Genomic DNA, 17,330 nt, shown 5'->3' with positions numbered 1-17,330 from the left:
CCAGCCAGCCAAGCGCGCAGGCCAGCACAACGGCCAGCACCCGGGCAGCCGACCGCGCCGGACGCCTTGTTGGATCAGTCATTCCGCTCCCCGCTGCGGCCCGTCTCATCCCCGGCCCGCTTCCGCCGACGCCGGGAGCGGCCCGCCCCTCCCCGCGCACCCTCCGGGCGCGGCTCCAGGACAGCGCGCCCGAACTGGCCACCCCCAGCAGCGGAACCGACACGCTCCACCGGCGGCCGTGCCTGTCCCTGACGGGGCAGCAGCGTACCCGGCCCCTGCGGCGAACCCACCGCCCGCCCCAACGGGGCGGCGGAACCCTCCTGACGGCCGGGCGCCGGGCTCGCCGGGACGCTGGGCGTCCCGCCGCCGATCACCACGCCACGCGGCAGGACATGCTCCGGCCCCCGCGGCACGGGCCGCCCACCCGACACCGGCGGCGCCGCCTGCACCGCCGGGGACGGCCCGCCCACCCGCAAGGGCCCCCCGGCCAGCGGCGGCCTGCCCACCGGCGCGCTCCCACCCACAGCACCAGCAGGCGGACGCACCGAACCAGCAGCCGTCGCATCGTGAAGAGCCTGCGGACCCACAAAGGCCCTGCTCGGCGGCCCGGCAGGACCGCCCGCCGGGGAGACAGGCAGCGGCCCCCGCGGCGGGACCGGCGAAGGCCCACGCCCGAACGTTCCCGGCCCGCCCCGCCTTCCGCCCACCGGCGGCCCGGACACCGACGGCACACCAGGAAGCCCCACGGGAAAGCCCGGCCCCGAAGGCACCCTCGTCCCGGCCGGGGCGGACTCCCCCGTCGCGCGCGGCGGGGCAACGGTCTCCGGCGGCGCAACCGAATCGAGCGAGGTTTGCACCAAGTGGTCGGGCCGAGGGACGACCGGCGGCGCAAAGGAGTCGGCGGGCACCGTCATGTCGACCCCGCGTCCGGTTTCGTCTACCGCCGAAAACGGCGGTGGCGCGACGGCACTCCCGTTGACCCGGCCCTCGCCTGCCGAGCCCACCGGCGACGCCGGGCCGCCGGCCGTGCCGTCAGGCATCACCGACCTTTGGTCGGGGGGCACTTCGACCGGCTGGAAGTTGGGCTCCTCCGCCGTCTCCAGGCGTTCGGCCGCCGCGTTGTAGTTCGAGGACAGCCGCTCCAGGACACGGATCGCCTCCTGGCGGGCGTAGCCGTTTGCGTCCTCAGTGACGACCTCGGTGAGGGCCTCTCCGAGGGAGCCGCGCAGCTCGGGGAGCTGTCCCGGCGGGGGCATCGTGCGCTGCGCCTCCGCGAGGGCCTGGCCGGCCTGCTGGAGTCCTTGGACGACGGCGGCGCCGTAGTTGCGCAGCCGCGCGGACTCCTCCCGGAAATGGCGCGCCCAGCCCCGGAAGCCCTCGGCCGACTCGCCCTCCCACTCCACGGCCATCAAGCGCGCATGCACCTCACGTCCCGTCTCGGCCAGCAACGGCAGCAGCCCGGCGATCAACTCCCCCTGGTGAAGCGCCCAGTCGGGGCGGCCGGAGGCGACCAGGGCCGAGAGCTGTTCGTGCGTCATCCCCTCGAACTCGCTCATCCCTCACCCCTCCGGGGCATGTGACCGGGCAGGATGGGCCCCACCGCGGGCGGAAGGGCGTACAACTCCTCGAAAGGAGTCATGATCTCGCTCAGGCGGCGACGCTGACTCGAAAGCCTCCCTGGTTCGCGACAGCCGGGTCCGCAAGTCGCTCAACGCCAGGTCCGAGACGACCAAGTCCGGCCGCGAGCCGGGCGTATTCCGATCGTTCGTCACCGCGCCCCTCCCCTCCCGAACCACCGACACCCCCCGGGAATCCCCGCCATCCTACGACGCCGGTCACTCACCGGTGCAAGGTGTTACGGTCCGCACCGACGCGTACGGTCACTCACCGTGCAAAGGAGCCCCCTTGCTACGGTAAGCAAACGCACATACGTCAACGGCCATGCAGGGTGGGGAACAAGAGCGCTCGACGCGGAGTGCGCCGTCCGCGCGGGTGGAAGGGGGAGGGGATGGCGGAGCAGCCTGATCTCGCGGTCAGTGCCAGGGAGTTGGAGCCGGTGCGAACGGCCGCGAGCGCGCTGTACGAGGACCTGACGGCGCGGGGGCCTGCCGCCGTGCCGGAAACGCAGGCGGCGGCCGGCGACTTCGACCAGGTGCAGCTGAAGGCGGGCTGGGCGCTGGCCGAGCTGGCGCGGGGCTGGCAGCGCCAGTGCGCCGAGCTCCAGCGGGACACGGCCCGGATCTCCGGCCACCTCGATGGCACGGTACGGACCTTCGCGGATACGGAGAGCGCGATCAGCTCCTCAGTCCTGCGGATCGCCGAGGGCCCGGCCGGGGCGGACGGCATCGAGGCGAACCAGGATGTGCTGCGCCTGTTCGGCCTGGCCGGGAACGGCGAGGGCAGCGGAGGCGGCGCCGGCGGGGGTGGCCACTGATGTCCGGGCCCATCGCCTTCCGGCAGCTCAGTTCCCTGCGGCTGGGCTCCCTGGAGGAGGCGGTGCGGCAGTGGGCCCAGGTGCGGGACTCCTTCGAGGACATGGCCGGCCGGGCCCAGCGCGACATGGTGGGCGCGGCGGAGGGCGCCGAGTGGCGCGGGGAGAACGCGAGCGTTACCCGGCCGTTCATCGCCACGACATCCCGAAAGTACCGTTTCGGGTTCGAGCAGGCGCGCGCGATCCACTCCCTGCTCCAGGACCTGTGGTCGACGCTGAGGGAGAGCCGCGGCGCGCTGGAGAGCGTGGTCGCCGAGGCCGGGGGCCGCCGGGTGCGGGTGGACGCGGAGGGCGTGGCCCGCACGATGGACCCGCCGCACCAGAGCCTGGCCGAGGCGTCGGGTGCCGTGGGCGGCGCTGTGGTGGGCCTGGGCAACTACGGTGAGCTGACGCCGGAGCAGATCGACGCCCTGGGGGCCACGGAGAACGGCATCCGGCGCGCCCTGGAGACCGCGACCGAGGCGCACGAGGTGGCCGTCCGCGCCCTGCGCGAGATCATCGCGACCGATCGGGGCTCGTTCAGCGACACCGCCTACAACGACGGCGACGACCCGCAGCGCGTCCAGACCCTCGCGGATGCCGAGACTTTCGCCCGCCTGGCAGGTGGCGAGGGGCAGGTCACCGCCGCGAACGCCGCGGCCATGCGCGACCTGCTCATCGAGCACGGTGACGACCCGCTGTTCGCGCAGGCCGTCATCGACTCCCTGGGCATGGAGGAGTTCCTGCGCCTCTCGCAGCGCGTCGACGACAGCGCCACGAGGCTGGACAGCGCCGACGTCCCGGTGGGCGACCTTCAGAACCGGCTCGGCACGGCGTTCTCCACGGCCATGCAGCCGCCGGACCACCTCGCCTCCGAGCCGCACGGCTCCCAGGCGTGGAACGCCTGGCTCCGGACGGGCGAGGGCCACCGCTACCAGGAGCGGCTGGAGGATCTGCGGGAGGCGGGCACACGGCAGCTCCACTGGCAGGCCATGCCCTTCGGGCTGCCGGACGTCGGCGACGAGCGGATCGGCTACGACGTGGCCCTCGACCTCCTCGACCGTGCGGAAGGGGACCTCGACGGTCATCTCTTCACCGACGTGCTGGACGGCATGATCGAGCAGGAGCGGGACAACCCGATGGCGTGGGCGGGCAACCGCTACACCGGCGAGGAGGGTGAGGGCGGCCTCGACCCGCGCAACGACCCCGTGGACCGGCTCCTGGGCCTGGGCGCCGAGCGCAGCCCGGACGCGGTGACGGCCTGGTTCGACCCCGGTCCCGAGGGGGACACCAGCCGCCTCGACTACTTTCTCGGCGGAGACCCGGCGGAGGGCGAGGAGGGAGGCCGCCGCGCCGTACGCCTGGGCGATCCCCAGGACTTCGCGGCGATGTTCGAGGGCCAGTTCCCCCAGTCGCCGGGCCTGGTGGCGGCCGTGGAGGTCGCCGCGACGGGCGTCCTCCCCGGCGATCCCGTCTGGCCCGACGACCAGCACTCCCAGGCCAACCGGAACATCGCCGAACACGTCTGGAACTCCTTCGCCGCCGACCGCCCGCGGGTCGCCGACAACGGAGGCCAATTCGCCCCGATGCTCGGCCACATCGGCGCGGAGTACATCGCGGACCTTCAGAACGCGGTCAACGGCAGCTCGGACGGTGTCGCCGTCACCGATCCCGAGGTGGCCCTCGACATCGAGCACAGCGGCTCGCTGCTGTGGGATCTGGGACAGAACCAGGAGGCGTACGAGCGGCTGACGGCGGCGAATGTGTCGCAGCTCTTCGGTGCGGCGGAGATCGCGGCCAACGGTGACTACTCGGACGACGCCTTCCGCAACGACGCGCTGGAGAGCGTCGTGTTCCGCGGCGGCCAGGTCGCGGGCATCCTGTCGGACGCTCATGCCACGGCGCTGTACACGGACCGGATCGAGGCCGACGCCGCGCACAACGCGCGCGTGGACGAGATCGCGATGTGGGTGGACCGCGGCCTGAACACGGCCATCTACGCCGGCATGGGCGGCCCAGCGCCTGGAACGGCGTCACTGATGGACGCGCTGGAATCGGACGTGGTCGATGCCGTCCGGGACATGTACCACGAGGACAACTCGGCCGCCGCACAGGAAGACTCGGAGAACCAGTTCGGCCGGGCCCGGACGCGCTATCAGGAGATCGCATGGGAGGCCGTTTCCTCCGCCTTTTCCCGGGCTGAACACCGCCCGGACGATATCGAGGCCATCAGCCAGAGTCTTGTCGACCGGGCCGGCGATGGCTACGACGGCGGCACGACACGGAACTTCTCAGCGCCCTAGGAAGCTCGGAGTGATCGATGAAGAAAAGGTTCGCAGACGCCTGGCTGCTCGTTCCCATACTGGTTCTGGCGTCGGCCTGTTCAGGGGGAGAACCCTCCTCGGAGGAGGAGCGATCGTACGAAATCCCCGACGCGCTCTGCGGCGTAGAAATCGACAGGGACCTGTTCGATCCGCTGTTTCCCCCGGGCGAAGCGATCGAGGAGGACGGCGAATTCCTGGATGCGGCAGGAGACGGCAGCTTCGACCCCGCACTAGGCTGTCATGTGTGGGTCGATGAGATCAGCGCAGTCGCTGTTACTGCTGAGAGGACGAGATCCGAAGGAGTGGCGGCGGTCATCGAGGAGCTCAACTGGGAAGGCGGATCCGAGGGCTCGGAATCCCTTCCGGACGGCCCGTTTGAGGCTCAAGTGTGGAGCGACCGGGCCATCGCGTACGTTCCCTGCCCCGGGGACCTCCCGGACTACGTCGGCTTCGGGGTAGCGATCGACACCACCGGCCAGGAAGAGGATCACAGCGAAACCCTCGCGCAGGTGATCGGGCCCTACACCGAAGCCTTCCTGGCCCACATGGAGCCCGGCGCCTGCCCCGGCACGTGATGCGGCCGGTGGGCGCGGCCGAGGGCTGAAACCCGCGTGAAGGCGCGTTGAAAGCGGGCCGCCGCACAGTGGGGCCCATGACGACGACAACATCGCGTGAACTCGCCATCGAAACCCGGGGGCTGCGGAAGGCGTACGGCGGGAAGGCCGTGCTCGGCGGGGTGGATCTGGCCGTTCCGCAGGGGTCGGTGTACGCCCTGCTCGGGCCGAACGGGGCCGGGAAGACCACCGTGGTCAAGATCCTCTCCACGCTGACCTCCGCCGACGGCGGGGAGATACGGGTCGGCGGGCACGACCTCGCCGCCGAGCCGCAGGCCGTGCGGGGGGCGATCGGCGTGACGGGCCAGTTCTCGGCCGTGGACGGGCTGATCACCGGCGAGGAGAACATGCTCCTCATGGCCGACCTGCACCACCTCCCCAAGCAGGAGGGCCGCCGGGCCGCCGCCGCGTTGCTGGAACGCTTCGGGCTGGCCGAGGCCGCGAAGAAGCCGGCCGCCACCTACTCCGGCGGCATGAAGCGCCGCCTGGACATCGCCATGACCCTGGTCGGCGGCCCGCGGATCATCTTCCTCGACGAGCCGACCACCGGCCTGGACCCGCGCAGCCGCCACACCATGTGGGGCGTCATCCGCGAGCTGGTCTCCGGCGGGGTCACCGTCTTCCTCACCACCCAGTACCTGGAGGAGGCCGACGAGCTGGCCGACCGCATCGCCGTGCTCAACGACGGCCGGATCGCCGCCGAGGGCAGCGCGGAGGAGCTGAAGCGGCTCATCCCGGGCGGGCACGTGCGGCTGCGGTTCTCCGACCCGGACGCGTACCGGGCCGCCGCCACGGCGCTGCGCGAGGTCAGCCGGGACGACGAGGCGCTGGCGTTGCAGATCCCCAGCGACGGCACCCAGCGCGAGCTGCGCTCCATCCTCGACTGGCTCGACTCGACCGGCGTCGAGGCCGACGAACTGACCGTGCACACCCCCGACCTGGATGACGTGTTCTTCGCCCTGACCGGCGGCACCGACAAGACCGAGGAGACCGTCCGATGAGCACCCTCGCCCTCGCCGTGCGCGACTCCTCCACGATGCTGCGCCGCAACCTGCTGCACGCCCGCCGCTACCCCTCCCTCACCCTCAACCTGCTGCTGACGCCGATCGTCCTGCTGCTGCTGTTCGTCTACGTCTTCGGCGACGTGATGAGCGCCGGCATCGGCGGCGGGGGCGCGGACCGTTCCGACTACATCGCCTACATCGTTCCGGGCATCCTGATGATGACCATCGGCGGCACGGTCGTCGGGGCCGCGGTGTCCGTGTCGATGGACATGAGCGAGGGCATCATCGCCCGCTTCCGCACGATGGCGATCCACCGCGGCTCGGTGATCATCGGGCACGTCCTGGGCAGCGTGCTCCAGTCGATGGCCAGCGTGGTCCTCGTCGGCGCGGTGGCCGTGGCCATCGGCTTCCGCTCCGCCGACGCCACACCCCTGGAGTGGCTGGCGGCCTTCGGGCTGGTGGCGCTGGTCGCCCTGGCGCTGACCTGGATCGCGGTCGCGATGGGCCTGGCCGGCCCGAACGCCGAGGCGGCCAGCAACAACGCCATGCCGCTGATCGTCCTGCCCCTGATCTCCAGCGCCTTCGTCCCGGTGGACGCGATGCCGGGCTGGTTCCGGCCGGTGGCCGAGTACCAGCCGTTCACCCCGGCCATCGAGACCCTGCGCGGCCTGCTGCTGGGCAGCGAGATCGGCAACGACGGGTGGATCGCGGTGGCGTGGTGCCTGGTCCTGGCCGCGCTCGGCTACCGCTGGGCCACGGCCCTGTTCAACCGCGACCCGAGGTGAGCGCGCGGGCCGCGTCCCGCAGCTCGTCCCGCTCCAGGGCGGCGTACTCCGACACCGCGTCGGCGTACGCCGCCCGGTCGGCGTCCTCGGCCGCCCGCCGGGCGCGCTCCGCCGACATGGTGGGCTGGAACTCCCGCAGGACGTGCAGCCGTTCGGCCAGCGCGAGCATCCGCACTGCGGAGGCGTCGCCCGACGCGAGTCCGGTGGCGCCCAGCGCGTGCAGCACCGTCCCGATCAGGGGCAACGCCAGGGGCGAGGGGGAATCGGCCAGCAGCACCGGCAGGCGGCGGCGCAGCCGTTCCACAGGCTCCGCGACCAGCGCCAGGCGCCCGGCGTGCGCGTGCGCGGTCACCGCCGCCGCCTGGATCTGCAACGCCCACGGGTCCAGCCACGGGTCGCCGCCACCGTACGCCGAGCCGGCCCCCGCCATCCGCTCGACCGCGTTGCGCCACAGGCCGAGCCCGACCTCCGTCAGCCCCCGGGAGAGCGCGATCTCGGCCCGCGCGCCCAGGTCGGGGCTGTAGACGGCGTCCTCCCGCACGGCGCCCTCGCCCTCGGCCTGCCGCAGCCAGTGCCCGGCCTCCTCCGGGTCGCCGCGCTGGAGGCAGGCCAGGACCAGGCCCCAGCGCAGGCCGAGGTAGTCCTGCTCGTCCCCGATGCGCGGCAGCTCCGCGAGGGCTGCCTTGAGGTGGGCGTACGCGTCCTGGCCGCGCGCCGTCTTCAGGCACAGCTCGCTCAGCCGGGCGTGGCCCATCAGCAGCATGGTCGGGTTCGCGGCCGGGCCGAGGGCGGTGAGCATCCGGCGGCCCGACGCGAGCGCGGCCTCGATGTCGTGCTCGTACTCCCAGACGTAGCTGGCCGCGCACTCGGCGGTTCCCGCGATCAGCGGCCGTTCGTCCGCGCAGAGTTGACGCAACGCGCCGTAGTCCGGGGGTCTCATCCCGGGGATCGCGGCGATCACGACGGCGATGGCGCGCAGCAGCGTGTCGGGCGGGGCCGGGGGCAGCCGGCGGAGGGTGGCGAGCTGGCGCACGGCGTGCGGGCCCTGGCCGACGAACAGGCCGACCGCGCACACCACCGCGGCGGCGCGGGCGACCTCCACGTACGCCGGTTCGGGCCGGTAGTGGGACAGCGGCGGGCCGGTGTCGGCGGCCAGGGCGGTGAGGCGGTGGTAGTTGACGTCGGTGGACCACAGGGCGGCGAGGACGGCGGTCAGGGCGGCCGTTGCCGGGTGGTCGGCGCGCGCGAGGGCGTGCCGCAGGGCGGTGACGAGGTTGTCCTGCTCGGCGCGGATCAGCAGCCAGGCGCGGCGCGGCTCGACGCCGAAGAGCCAGTCGTGGTGCGCGACGCCGAAGTCCCGCGCCCAGGCGAGGAACCGGGCGGTGGCCGCCTCGTCCTCGCCCGCTTCCGCGCGCCGGGCCGCGCTGAACTCCCGCACGGTCTCCAGCATCCGGAAGCGCACCCCGGAGGGGGTGTCCGCGACGGTGAGCAGCGACTGGCCGGCCAGCGCCTCCAGCAGCGGCAGGGCGTCCTCGCCCAGCACCCGCTCGGCGGCCTCCGCGGAGAAGCCGCCGGGGAAGGCGGACAGGGTGCGCAGCGCGGCCTTCGCGTCCTCGTCCAGGAGGTTCCAGCTCCACTCCACGACGGCGTGCAGCGTGCGGTGGCGCTCGGGAACGTCCCGCGCCCCGCCGCGCAGCAGCGCGAACCGGTCCCCGAGGCGGCGGGCGATCTCCGGCACGGACAGCACCCGCACCCGCGCCGCGGCGAGCTCCACGGCCAGCGGCAGCCCGTCGAGGTGGCGGCACAGCCCGGCCACCGCCTCCGGCGGCAGGTCCACGCCGGGCCGCGCGGCCCGCGCCCGCTGGGCGAACAGCTCGGCGGAGGTGTCCGCGTCCAGCTCGGGCAGGGTGTAGACCGCCTCGGAGCCCAGGCCGAGCGGGGCCCGGCTGGTGGCGAGCACCCGCAGGTCGGCCGTTGCGGAGACCAGGGCGTGCACGAGGGCGGCGGCGCCGCGGACGACCTGTTCGCAGTTGTCCAGCACCAGCAGCGCGGGTCCTGGGCCGAGCGCGGCGCGGATGGCGGCGAGGGGGTCGGCCGGGGCGTGGCCACCGAGGGCGGCGTGCCGTCCCTCGGCGGCGCCGAGCGCGGAGGCCACCTGCGCGGCGACGTCGGCGTCGGCGGTGACGCCCCCGAGGGGCACGAAGTAGACCGCGCGCCGTCCGGCGCGGCGGGCGACGGCGTGCGCGAGGCGGGTCTTGCCGAGCCCGCCGGGCCCCAGGACGGTGACGGCGCGGGAGGTGCGCAGCAACGCCTCCACCGCGGCGAGGTCCTTCTCCCGCCCCAGCAGCGGGTTGGGCTCGTGGAGCACGCCGTGGCGCGCGGCGGGCGCCTGGCCGCCGAGCAGTTCCTGGTGGACGGCCTTGAGCGCGGGTCCGGGGTCGGTGCCGAGGTCGTCGCGCAGCGCGCGGCGGTAGGTCTCGTAGCGGGTCAGCGCCGCGGCCGGTCCGGCGGTGGCGGCCTCGGCGCGCAGCAGCCCGGCCAGGACCTCCTCGTCGCGGGGGTGGGCCGCGGCGGCCTCGGCCAGGGGCCCGGCCGCCTCGCGGTGCCGCCCGAGGCGGGCGAGGGCGAGCGCCCGGGAGCGGGCCAGCGCGCGGGCGGCCGGGGTGCGTTCGGCCCGCAGCGCGGCCACGGGATCGCCGGGGTCGCCGGGGTCCGGGGTGCCCTCCCACAGCGCGAGTCCGGCCTCGGCCTCGGCCAGCGCCCCGGCGTGGTCCCCGGCCCTGGCCCGCTCGGCGCTCGCGGCGGCGTGCAGCGCCAGCGCGGAGCTGTCCACCTGCTCGGGGGCGAGGGCGAGCCGGTACCCGGTCGGGGTGCTCACCAGAACGTCCGGGCCCAGCAGCGCCCGCGCCCGGGAGACGAGCACCTGGAGCGCCTTCCCGGGCCGCTCGGGCAGCTCCTCGGGCCAGAGCCCGGCCACCAGCCGCTCGGTGCTCGCCCCGGTGCGCAGGTCGCTCGCGAGCAGCGCGAGCAGCCCGCGCAGCCGGGGCGCGGTGACCTCCTGTCCGCGGTAGGCGACGCGCGGCAGCAGGGTCAGGTCGGTGGTCACCGGTGCAGGGTAGCCAAGGCACAGCCGGGGCCCGACGGGACAGCCAGGGCCCGGCGGCCCGGCGGTCACTCGCCGGCGGCCACGCCGCTCAGCTCGTTGGGGGTCTCCGGGAGGGCCAGGGTGTCGGTCACCTCGCCGGACTCCAGGTCCACGGCGTGCAGTTCGTTCGCGCCGGGATCGGAGACGTAGGCCACGTGGCCGCGCACGAACAGGGCCGGGCGCGGCTGCTGCCACTCCAGCGGCTCCTGCCACTCCCCGTCGAGCACCGGGATGGTGTTCACGACCTCGGCGCTCTCGGGGTCGATGACGTGGATGTGCCCGTCGTAGCCGAGGACCAGTGCCTCGCCGTGCGGGCCGCGGCCCAGCGAGCGGAAGGTGTAGCTGGTGCCGAGGTCCACGCGGGTGAGGGTGCCGGCCTCGGTGTCGATCAGCGAGACCACCTCCGGGCGCTCCAGCTCGGCGTCGGCGTCCTGCTTGTAGTCGCCCAGCACGACCGGGGACTCCTCGGAGCCGGCCTGGTTGCCGATCCGGCCGTACTCGGTGGGGCTGTCCACCTTGGTGATGACGCCGTCCCGGTAGACGAGGACGCCGTCCTCGCAGCCGATGACGACGGCCTCGCCCTGGGCCGTCGCCTCGCCGTGCACGCCGGGGCAGTCCTCGCTGCGGGCTATCTCCTCGCGGTTCTCGTCCAGGACGAGGATGCCGGAGCGCTCCTCCTCGGTGCCGAGGGTGAGGAGCAGTTCGCCGTTCGACAGCTCGATGGCCACCCCGTGATGGGGGTCGGCGGCGGTGTGGGTCTCGGTCTCGGGCAGCCCGTCGCCGGTGCCGAGGGCGGCCGGGTCGAAGCTGGTGACCTCGCCCGAGCCGTCCGCGAACAGCACGGTCCGCCCGGCGTGCCGCACCACGTGCCCCGGCTCGGCCGCCGCGAACTCGTCCTCCGTCAGCTCGCCGGCCGCGGCGTCCAGCACCCGGAAGCCGGTGGGGGTGGAGACCAGGACGTGCCGGTCGTTCCCGGCCGGGTTGACGCGGTTGAAGCCCTCCAGGGGGATGTTCTCCGCGACCTCGAAGGTCTCGCCGTCGATGACCAGCAGGCCGCCGTCGTAGGTGACGACGAGCGGCTCCGCGACGGTGGCCGCGGCCGGCGAGCCGGAGGCGTCCGCGCCCGGGTCGCGTCCGTCCCCGGACTCGTCCCCGCACGCGCTGAGCGCGGCCAGCGTGGCCGCCGCGGCCGTCAGCGCCGCGGCGCTCCTTCTGTACTGCTTCACTCTGTGCTGCGTCGTTCGGTACCGCATTCGGGTCGTCCCGCTCTCTCTCGGTCGTGCGTGGGGTGGGCGAAGTGGGTGGGGTGGGGGGCGGGCGACGCGGTCGGCGCCGCCCGAAGTCGTCTGCTGTGCACGGCCGTTCAGCCGCTGCCGCTCCCGAGCCCGGCGACGATGGCCTCGGTGTTGGCGCGCATCATCTCCAGGTAAGTGGCGGCCCCCTGGCCGGGCCCGGTGAGGGATTCGGAGTACAGGGAGATGACCTCGGCCTCGACTCCGGCCTCGTCGGCCAGCACGTGGGCCAGCCGGTCCGGCTGCGAGGAGTCCGCGAAGACGGCCGGAACGCCCGCCTCCCGGATCGCCCCGGCCAGCGCCTCCAGGTCCGCGGCGCTCGGCGAGGCGAGCGTCGTTCCGCTGGGGATCACGGCCCCGACGACCTCGAAGCCGTAGCGCTCCGCGAGGTAGCCGAAGACGTGGTGGTTGGTGACCAGGCTGCGCCGCTCGGGCGGGATGGCCTCGAACTCCTCGGTCATCCAGGCGTCCAGCCGCCCGAGCTCGGCGGCGTACTCCTGCGCGTTGGCGCGCACGGCGTCGGCGTCCACGCCGTCCACTGCTGCCACCACACGGTCGGCGATCAGGCCGACGGCCGTGCGCACCCGCGCCGGGTCGGTCCAGAAGTGCGGGTCCAGGTCCCCGCCCTCCTCGGCACCTCCCCCGGTCTCATGGGCCTCCTCCGCGAACGGCAGCGGATCGGCCTCCTCTGCGACGGCGAGGGCCGGGACCCCCGCCTCCTCGGCGGCGCGGACGTTGCGCGCGACGCCCTCCTCCAGCCCCAGGCCGTTGTGGATCAGCAGCCCCGCGTCCTCGATCCGCGCGGCCTGGCGGGCCGAGATGGCGAACGAGTGCGGGTCGGCGCCCGGGCCCATCAGCACGGTGACCTCGGCCTCGTCGCCGACGATGTTCCGGGTCAGGTCCCCGAGGATGTTCGTGGTCACGACGATCCCGGAGGAGCCGGACTGCTGATCGGCGGGCAGCAGCCCGCACCCGGCCGCCAGGGCCAGCGCCAGCACGCACAGCCCGCCGCGCACCCCGTGCTTGCCACGCACCCCGCGCGCCCTGCGCGCGCCCCGGGCCCTCATCGGCCCGTCTCCGTCATCAGGCCGGGCGCGAGGCCCGGTTCGAAGGTGCGGGCCACCCGCAGCCCGTCGTTGTAGTCGATCTCGTACACGCGCCCCGCCTCCGGGTCGTTGACGTAGGCCCGGCTGGTGTCCAGCTCGATGCCGGCCGCGCCGCCGCCCAGCGCGCGCTCGGCGGTCCGCTCGCCGCTGCCGATGTCGTACGCGCGCAGCACGCCTTCGGGGCCGAGCGCGAGCAGCGTCCGCCCGTCCCCGACCGCCACGGCGGCCACGACCGGGCCGGTCTCGGTCAGGGTCCAGGCGCGCTCGGCCAGGTCGAGCGTCCACACGCCGCGCTCTCCGGCGGGCGCGGCGAGCGTGGCGCTGCCCGGCCGCACGGCGAACTCCCCGGCGCGCTCCGGGGCCGGCGTCCCCTCGGGGTAGGGAATCCGCTCCTGGGCCAACGCCCCGTCCCCGCCCCCGTCGTTCTCCGCGATCAGCAGCGCGCCGTCCGCGCAGCCGAAGACCACGCCGCGGGGGGTCACCGCGGCGCCGCGCGCCCCCGGGCAGCTTCCGGCCTCGGCGGCGTCCCCGCCGCCGCCCTCCTCCGGGTAGGCGCGCACAACGTCCGAGCCCGGGGCGACGGCCAGCACGTGCCCGGCGTAGGGAACGGCCGCGGTCCCGGCCGCCGCCTCCACCGTGCCCGCGCCCTCGGCCTCCGCGACCTCCCCCGCCTCCAGCGCCGGGCGGTCCAGCAGCCGCACCGTCCCGTCCCCGAAGGTCACGGCCACCCGCTCGTGCCCGGCGAACACCCCGGCCACCGGGCCCGCCCCGGACACGCTGCCGACCTCGCGCGGCCCCGTTCCCGCGCGGTAGTAGTGGGCGTGGTCCCCGTGGTCGACGGTCCACGCGCCGCTGTCCACGATCCGCACGGTCCCGTCGGCGCCCGCCAGGTAGGCGAACCGGCCGTCCGTCAGCGCCCGTTCGGCGCCCTCGGCGCGCGCCACGTCCGTGACCTCCTCGGTGAGCAGGTCGAGCACGCGCACCTCGCCGCCGCCGGGGTCGGCCAGCACCAGCCGGTGCTGCGGCTCGGCGGCCTCCTCGGCCCCGGGCACGTAGCCGTGCGGAACGCCGTCGGTGGCCGACGCGTCCGCGCCCTCGGGACCGCGGCCGTTCCCGTCCGCGCCGCACCCGGCCACCGCCAGCAGCAGGGCCACGCCCGCCACGGCCGTTCCCGCTCCCCGCCGCCGCATCACGCCACCGCCCGTCGCAGGCCCGCCGACACGAAGAACAGCGCCACCGCGACGGCGGCGATCGTGGCGCCCGCCGCCGTCTGCGCGTGCCAGGACACCAGCAGTCCCACGGCCGTGGCGAGGACGCCGAGCCCGGCCGCGCCGAGCATGACCAGGGGAATCCGCCGCGCCCACAGCCACGCGGCGGCCGGCGGCGCGACCAGCAGCCCGAAGACCAGCAGCGTGCCCACGACGTGGAAGGAGGCGACGATCGCCAGGGTCAGCAGGCTCAGCAGCAGCGCCTGCGCCACCGCCGGCCGCAGCCCGAGGGTGTGCGCCTTGCGGGCGTCGAAGGCCAGGGCGGTGAACGCCCGGTGCCCGGCCGCCGCGATGGCGGCGGCCAGCGCCAACGCCCCGGCGAGCAGGGCGAGGTCGCGGTCGCGGACCGCCAGCACATCACCGAAGAGGAAGCCGGTCAGGTCCACCGCGAAGGACTGCGAGCGCGAGACGAGGATCACCCCGGCCGCGAGCATCCCGGCGAACAGCAGCCCGATGGCCGTGTCCTGCGACAGCCGCCGCGAACGCCCCAGCGCGCTCACGCCCAGTGACATCGCCGCCGCGCTCAGCGCGGCGCCCAGGAACAGGCTCCCGCCGAGCAGCGAGGCGAGCGCGACGCCGGGCAGCATCCCGTGCGCCATGGCGTCCCCGAGGAAGGCCATGCCCCGCAGCACCACCCACGTCCCGGCAAGAGCGCAGATCAGCGACACGAACACGCCGCCCCACAGCGCCCGTTGAACGAAGGAGACCGCGAACGGCTCAAGCAACCACTCCATGGCCAGGCAGACTATAGTGACAATCATTTTCATGTCCAGCCCGGTTTCCAGTCCGGCAACCAGACCGCGAAGGATCGCCGCCATGCCTCCGAACGCCGCCGAAGCCCCCGCCGAGATCACCGTCCGTGATCTGCGCGCGGGCTACGGCCGCCACAGCCCGCCGGCGCTCGGCGGCCTCACCGCCCGCGTCCCGCGCGGCGCCCTCACCGCCCTGGTCGGGCCGAACGGCTCCGGCAAGTCCACGCTCCTCGGCGTGCTGGCCGGGGTGATCCGCCCCGCCTCGGGCACGGTCGAGCGCCGCCCCGGCGCCGGGCGCCCGGCCTTCGTCGTGCAGCGCAGCGCCGCCTCCGACGCCCTGCCCCTGACCGTTCGCGAGGCCGTGGCGATGGGCCGCTGGGCCCGGCGCGGGCCCTGGCGCCCGCTGACCCGCCGCGACCGCGCCGCCGTGGACGCCTGCCTGGAGCGCCTGGGCATCCGCGAGCTGGCCGGGCGGCAGCTCGGCGCGGTCTCCGGCGGCCAGCGTCAGCGCGCCCTGGTCGCCCAGGGGCTGGCCCAGGAGTCCGGCCTCCTCCTCCTGGACGAACCGGCGGCCGGCCTCGACCGGCCCGCCCAGGACCGCATCCGCGCCGTGCTCGCGGAGTCAACGGCCGCCGGGACCACGGTCGTTCAGGCCACCCACGACCTGGACGAGGCGCTGGCCGCTGACCACTGCCTGCTGCTCGCCGGGGGCCGCCTGCTGGCCGAGGGCCCGCCCGCCGCCGTCCTGACCCCGGCGGCCCTGGACCGCGCCTGGGCCGTCCCCCGGCCTCAGCGGGTCACGGTGAACGAGGTGCAGGCGCCGAGCGTGGAGACGACCTCGCCCTCGATGCGGTTCGGGTCCGAGCCGGGGTAGGGGGCGGTGAGGTCGACCATCAGGTAGGAGCCCGGCTGGTCGATCCAGTGGTCGCCGCGCAGGTCGAGCTGTCCCCCGGCGAGGGTGCCGGTCATGGCGAACGAGCCCTGCTCCGCCTCGGGGTTGGAGGGCAGCGGGTAGAACGCGAAGGTCGCGGTGAGCGCGTCGCCCCCGGCCTCCTCGATGGTCAGGGTCAGGCCCGTCTCGCCCTGGGTGCAGGTGTAGCTGCCGGTCCACTCCCCCGCCACGGCGGCGGTGCCCTCGGCGGCCTGCGAGGGCGCGTCGGAGCTTGCCGAGAGTCCCGACGGCCCTTCGCCGCCGCTCGGCTCCTCGTCCCCGCCCCCGAGGTTGGCCGCCACCAGAATCCCCGCCACCAGCACGGCCGCCGCCGCGACCGCCACCACGACGGGCCCGCGCCTGCGGCGGGCCGGCGGGGGCGCGGAGGCCGCGGGCCACGCGGGCGTCGGCCCGCCACCGGGCGGCGGAGTGCCGTACGGGTTCCACGGCCCACGCGTGGGCTCCCCGAACCCCTGGGGCACGGGCGTGTGGCCCGGAACGGGCGTGTGGCCGGGCGCGGGCGTGTGGCCGGGCGCGGGCGTCGCCGCGAAGCCGGGTTGCGTCTGCGTCGCCGGTGCGGGGTACTCGGCCGGGGCCGCCTGCGCGGGGGCCTCCTCCGCGACGTCCAGGTTCAGCAGCTCCTCCGCCTTGCGCGCGATGGCCGCCGCGATCGGCGCGGGCAGCCAGTCGGAACGCCCGTCCGCGCCGCCGCCCGCCTCCGCCGCCGCGCGGGCGTGCAGGTCGTTCAACGACGGCCGCAGCTCCGGCCGTTTCTCCAGGCAGGCCCGCACGACCGGGGCCAGCGGCTCGGGAACGCCCGTCAGGTCCGGCTCGTCGTGCACGAGCCGGAAGAGCATCTGCACGCCCGTGGCGTCCCCGAAGGGCGACTGCCCGGTGGCGGAGAAGGCGAGCACCGCGCCCAGCGAGAACACGTCGCTCGCGACGGTGAGCTGCTGCCCCTGCACCTGCTCCGGCGACATGTACCCCGGCGAGCCGATGACCGCCCCCGTGCGTGTCAGCCCGCTGTCGTCCGCCGCCCGCGCGATCCCGAAGTCGATCAGGCGCGGCCGGTCCAGGGACAGCAGGACGTTCGAGGGCTTCAGGTCCCGGTGCACCAGGCCGGCGGCCTGCACCGAGCCCAGGGCCTCCACGAGCCCCGCCAGCAGCCGCCGCAGCGAGGCGGGCGGCAGCGGCCCGTACCGCGCGACGGCCTCGGCCAGCGAGGGCCCGGGCACGTACGCCGAGGCCAGCCACGGCACTTCGGCGTCCGGGTCGGCCGCGACCACCGGCACCGTGCCCGTCCCCGAAACGGCCTGCGAGGCCCGCACCTCGCGCGCGAAGCGCTCGCGGAAGCCCGGCATGCCCAGCATCCCGGAGTGCACCATCTTCACGGCCACGGTCCGCCCACCCGGCGAACGCCCGAGGTAGACCCGCCCCATCCCCCCTTCCCCCAGCCGGGACAGCAGACGAAACGGCCCCACCTGACGCGGATCGCCACCGGTCAGCGGCTCGACGCTCAACTCGATTACCCCCCGAGGAACATGACGCCGCCGTCCGGCGGCGCGTGGGCAAGCATAGAAGCACGGACCGCACACGCGATGCGGTGGTCTGATTACACAATGTCATGAACCCAGTGTGA

General features: G+C 74.8%; 13 protein-coding genes. 6 read left to right on the top strand and 7 right to left on the bottom strand.

Annotated features, from left to right (window positions below; all coding sequences use genetic code 11):
- Window positions 1-74 precede the first annotated feature (74 nt).
- The gene (locus RM780_RS16930) at window positions 75-1,556 is read right to left on the bottom strand and encodes a WXG100 family type VII secretion target (protein ID WP_311631569.1); all 1,482 of its coding nucleotides are present in this window, start codon (window positions 1,554-1,556) and stop codon (window positions 75-77) included.
- 452 nt (window positions 1,557-2,008) lie between these two features.
- Here RM780_RS16930 and RM780_RS16925 point away from each other — a divergent pair, with 452 nt between their 5' ends.
- From RM780_RS16925 to RM780_RS16905, 5 genes are all read left to right on the top strand, one after another.
- Window positions 2,009-2,434 (top strand): hypothetical protein, encoded by a 426-nt coding sequence (locus RM780_RS16925; RefSeq protein ID WP_311631568.1) that lies wholly within the window; start codon window positions 2,009-2,011, stop codon window positions 2,432-2,434.
- Entirely contained in the window at window positions 2,434-4,773 is a 2,340-nt protein-coding gene (locus RM780_RS16920) for a hypothetical protein (protein ID WP_311631566.1), read from the top strand. Before RM780_RS16925 ends, RM780_RS16920 begins: the two co-directional genes overlap by 1 nt.
- Window positions 4,774-4,790: 17 nt before the next feature.
- The gene (locus tag RM780_RS16915; protein ID WP_311631565.1) at window positions 4,791-5,369 is read left to right on the top strand and encodes a hypothetical protein; all 579 of its coding nucleotides are present in this window, start codon (window positions 4,791-4,793) and stop codon (window positions 5,367-5,369) included.
- A 77-nt stretch (window positions 5,370-5,446) separates the two neighbouring features.
- Window positions 5,447-6,409: an ATP-binding cassette domain-containing protein gene (locus RM780_RS16910; protein WP_311631564.1), complete on the top strand. Its 963-nt coding sequence runs from the start codon at window positions 5,447-5,449 to the stop codon at window positions 6,407-6,409.
- Window positions 6,406-7,197: an ABC transporter permease gene (locus RM780_RS16905; RefSeq protein WP_311631563.1), complete on the top strand. Its 792-nt coding sequence runs from the start codon at window positions 6,406-6,408 to the stop codon at window positions 7,195-7,197. The genes RM780_RS16910 and RM780_RS16905 overlap by 4 nt, the downstream gene beginning before the upstream one ends.
- Here the strand turns inward: RM780_RS16905 and RM780_RS16900 are convergent.
- The 5 genes from RM780_RS16900 to aztB form a co-directional block, all read right to left on the bottom strand.
- A complete protein-coding gene (locus tag RM780_RS16900; RefSeq protein ID WP_311631562.1) occupies window positions 7,178-10,303 on the bottom strand; it encodes an ATP-binding protein in 3,126 nt (1,041 codons plus the stop codon). The two genes, RM780_RS16905 and RM780_RS16900, sit on opposite strands and share 20 nt — an antisense overlap.
- 65 nt (window positions 10,304-10,368) lie before the next feature.
- On the bottom strand, window positions 10,369-11,595 hold the full coding sequence (aztD, locus tag RM780_RS16895) for a zinc metallochaperone AztD (protein WP_394812995.1): 1,227 nt from the start codon (window positions 11,593-11,595) through the stop codon (window positions 10,369-10,371).
- A gap of 110 nt (window positions 11,596-11,705) precedes the next feature.
- Window positions 11,706-12,701: a zinc ABC transporter substrate-binding protein AztC gene (gene aztC, locus RM780_RS16890; RefSeq protein ID WP_394812994.1), complete on the bottom strand. Its 996-nt coding sequence runs from the start codon at window positions 12,699-12,701 to the stop codon at window positions 11,706-11,708.
- Entirely contained in the window at window positions 12,698-13,930 is a 1,233-nt protein-coding gene (locus tag RM780_RS16885; protein ID WP_311631560.1) for a WD40 repeat domain-containing protein, read from the bottom strand. The genes aztC and RM780_RS16885 overlap by 4 nt, the downstream gene beginning before the upstream one ends.
- A complete protein-coding gene (gene aztB, locus RM780_RS16880; RefSeq protein WP_311631626.1) occupies window positions 13,930-14,742 on the bottom strand; it encodes a zinc ABC transporter permease AztB in 813 nt (270 codons plus the stop codon). The genes RM780_RS16885 and aztB overlap by 1 nt, the downstream gene beginning before the upstream one ends.
- 82 nt (window positions 14,743-14,824) lie before the next feature.
- Here aztB and aztA point away from each other — a divergent pair, with 82 nt between their 5' ends.
- A complete protein-coding gene (aztA, locus tag RM780_RS16875; protein ID WP_311631559.1) occupies window positions 14,825-15,634 on the top strand; it encodes a zinc ABC transporter ATP-binding protein AztA in 810 nt (269 codons plus the stop codon).
- On the opposite strand, the gene RM780_RS16870 is transcribed toward aztA, so the two are convergent.
- Window positions 15,550-17,172, bottom strand: coding sequence for a serine/threonine-protein kinase (locus tag RM780_RS16870; RefSeq protein WP_311631625.1), 1,623 nt, complete (start codon window positions 17,170-17,172; stop codon window positions 15,550-15,552). The genes aztA and RM780_RS16870 overlap by 85 nt on opposite strands.
- Window positions 17,173-17,330: the final 158 nt, after the last annotated feature.

This window comes from Streptomyces boetiae, assembly GCF_031845405.1.
Taxonomy (GTDB): Bacteria; Actinomycetota; Actinomycetes; order Streptomycetales; family Streptomycetaceae; genus Streptomyces; species Streptomyces boetiae.
Note: the sequence above shows the minus strand (reverse complement) of the source record. Positions and strands in the feature narration are given on the sequence as shown.

What these genes read in the sequence shown, in the direction of transcription:
- aztC (WP_394812994.1), bottom strand. Translation starts at nt 12,701, where the DNA reads ATGAGGGCCCGGGGCGCGCGCAGGGCGCGCGGGGTGCGTGGCAAGCAC.
- RM780_RS16905 (WP_311631563.1), top strand. Translation starts at nt 6,406, where the DNA reads ATGAGCACCCTCGCCCTCGCCGTGCGCGACTCCTCCACGATGCTGCGC.
- RM780_RS16885 (WP_311631560.1), bottom strand. Translation starts at nt 13,930, where the DNA reads ATGCGGCGGCGGGGAGCGGGAACGGCCGTGGCGGGCGTGGCCCTGCTG.
- aztD (WP_394812995.1), bottom strand. Translation starts at nt 11,595, where the DNA reads ATGCGGTACCGAACGACGCAGCACAGAGTGAAGCAGTACAGAAGGAGC.
- aztB (WP_311631626.1), bottom strand. Translation starts at nt 14,742, where the DNA reads ATGGAGTGGTTGCTTGAGCCGTTCGCGGTCTCCTTCGTTCAACGGGCG.
- aztA (WP_311631559.1), top strand. Translation starts at nt 14,825, where the DNA reads ATGCCTCCGAACGCCGCCGAAGCCCCCGCCGAGATCACCGTCCGTGAT.
- RM780_RS16910 (WP_311631564.1), top strand. Translation starts at nt 5,447, where the DNA reads ATGACGACGACAACATCGCGTGAACTCGCCATCGAAACCCGGGGGCTG.
- RM780_RS16925 (WP_311631568.1), top strand. Translation starts at nt 2,009, where the DNA reads ATGGCGGAGCAGCCTGATCTCGCGGTCAGTGCCAGGGAGTTGGAGCCG.
- RM780_RS16930 (WP_311631569.1), bottom strand. Translation starts at nt 1,556, where the DNA reads ATGAGCGAGTTCGAGGGGATGACGCACGAACAGCTCTCGGCCCTGGTC.
- RM780_RS16920 (WP_311631566.1), top strand. Translation starts at nt 2,434, where the DNA reads ATGTCCGGGCCCATCGCCTTCCGGCAGCTCAGTTCCCTGCGGCTGGGC.
- RM780_RS16915 (WP_311631565.1), top strand. Translation starts at nt 4,791, where the DNA reads ATGAAGAAAAGGTTCGCAGACGCCTGGCTGCTCGTTCCCATACTGGTT.